The following is a 2340-nucleotide window of genomic DNA, read 5'->3' as shown; positions in this document are numbered from 1 at the left end:
CTGTATAACCGCCAGCTCGACTTCTCCGGTCTTGACAATGGCTGGGCGTCATTTGCGGATTTTAGCGAAAGCTTCCCTTCCGAGAATGGCAGCGCCAATATTGTGCAACGCAACGAGTGGGGGTTTGGTGAATGGGGTACGTGGGATTATGGGTACATCCGCGATCTGAATTTATTTATTGAACGCGCTACTGTAGCCAAATCATTATCGGAAACAGACAGGGCGCGCTTTCTGGCCGAAGCCCGTTTTCTGCGCGCCAACTATTATTTTGAAATGGTAAAACGCATGGGCGGTGTGCCGCTGATCACCGAGTCGTTGTTATATGATTTTAGCGGCGATCCCACCTACCTGCAACGCCCGAGAGCAAAAGAATCGGAGCTGTATGATTTTGTGATCAGTGAAGCAGAAGCTATCAAGAACGACCTGCCCGTAAATGCCAATGAAAAAAGCCGGGCGACAAAAGCGGCTGTTCTTGCTATGGAAAGCCGCGCAGCGCTCTATGCCGGTTCCATTGCCAGATACGGCGCCAACACCCCGCAGGTAACCTTAGCGGGGTTGGAAGTAAGCATTCCCGCTTCTATGGCTACCGGTTATTATACCAAAGCGCTCAACGCCGCCAGGGAGATCATCAGCGGCAGCGCCGGTACCTATGCATTGTACAATAAGAAACCAGATCTGTCGGAGAATTTTGCCAGCATCTTTCTCGATAAAAGCAATAACTCAGAAAGCATTTGGGTAGAAGATTTCAAACTGAAAAGTGGAAAGGTGAATGGCTTTACGGTAAGCACCCAGCCCCGCTACGGAGCAGAAGAAGAAGAGGGCGGCCGCATCAATCCATCGTTGAACCTGGTAGAAGCGTTTGAAAAACTCGATAATACGTTTGCACCCATCCCTGCTACGGATGCCTCGGGCAATCCCCTCTATTATACTAACCAGCTCGATATTTTTGCGGGCCGGGATGCGCGATTAGGAGGCACCGTTATTTTGCCCGGCTCGGCTTTTAAAGGCCGCCCGGTCGACATCTGGGCCGGTTACCAGTTGGCCGACGGCAGCATTCTTACCGGCGATGACCGCGGCGCCCAGAAAACCTTACCCGGACAATCATCACCTGTGCAGGTGGTGGGTTTCGACGGACCAGTAAGCGCCAAGGAGTTTACAGCCCAAACCGGTTTTTACTTACGTAAGTATGTAGATCCTACCCCCGGCGCCGGCTCACGAGGTACCAACAGCGAAATTCCCTTCATCCGTTATCGCTATGCCGAGGTGTTGCTGAATGCCGCCGAAGCAGCCTTTGAATTAGGCCAATCCGGGGTGGCAGCCGGCTATCTGAATCAGGTGAGGACCCGCGCCGGGCTCACCATTCCTTTGATCGCCGCCGACATTACCTTCGATCGCATAGTGCACGAACGCCGGGTAGAGCTCGCCTTTGAAGGACACCTCCTGTTCGATCTGAAACGCTGGCGTCTTGCCCATATAGTGTGGGATGGAAATAAAATGACGGTGGCCGATCTCCTCAGTAATATTGGTGCCGCTGCCAAACGCAGCACCCAGCCATATGGGTTATTGCCCTATCGCCTGTATGATCCATCAAGCCCGAACAATGGAAAATGGCTGTACAAGATAGCCTTACCCACCCTTGTCACCGGCGCCAATCGTTTCCGCCTGGGGAATTATTATTCGTTTATTGATGATAATATTAGAGCGAATAATCCTAAAATAGTGCGGCAACCGAATCAGTAAGTTGAAAGGCAAAGGGCAGAGATGAGTTGACCAGTTAACCAGTTGATCAGTTGACGAGTAAGTTAATAGCGTTGATAGGGTTGACAGAGTTGATATGCGCGAGCCCTTTCACGTTTTACGTTTCACGAAAAAACAACAATTATGAAATTACACATCTATCATATCGCAATGCTTTTAGTTATAACTACAGCATCTTGTAAGAAAGACAACTACGATCCGCCTACCTCCAAACTCAGTGGTCACGTAGTCTACAAAGGCGAAGCCCTTGGACTCGAATACGACCAGGTGAAGTTTGAATTGTACCAGTATGGATTTGGCAAGACCGGTCCCATCGCCGCCGTTTTTGCGCCTGATGGATCTTACTCCATGCTCCTGTTCAATGGCGAGTATAAATTCATTATCCCAAACGGGCAGGGACCTTTTGTATGGAAACAAACAGCAGCAGGCGCCCCCGATACCACGATCATCAATCTGCAGGGGAGTCAGGTAGAGGATATTGAAGTAACGCCTTATTATATGATCCGTAATCCGAAGTTGACAGGGTCGGGTGGAGATGTATCGGGCAGTTTTAAAATAGAAAAGATCATTACTGGTGCATCG

Annotated in this window: 2 protein-coding genes; both read left to right on the top strand. The window is 50.1% G+C overall.

The features are described 5' to 3' along the window. A partial coding sequence (locus tag ACJ751_RS18495) for a RagB/SusD family nutrient uptake outer membrane protein (protein ID WP_407747001.1) occupies positions 1-1740 on the top strand: 1740 nt, incomplete at its 5' end. Positions 1741-1881: 141 nt separating this feature from the next. Then, on the top strand, positions 1882-2340 hold a 459-nt coding region (locus tag ACJ751_RS18490), incomplete at its 3' end, for a DUF3823 domain-containing protein (RefSeq protein WP_407747000.1).

Source organism: Niastella sp. (assembly GCF_045805085.1).
Taxonomy (GTDB): domain Bacteria; phylum Bacteroidota; class Bacteroidia; order Chitinophagales; family Chitinophagaceae; genus Niastella.
Note: the sequence above shows the minus strand (reverse complement) of the source record. Positions and strands in the feature narration are given on the sequence as shown.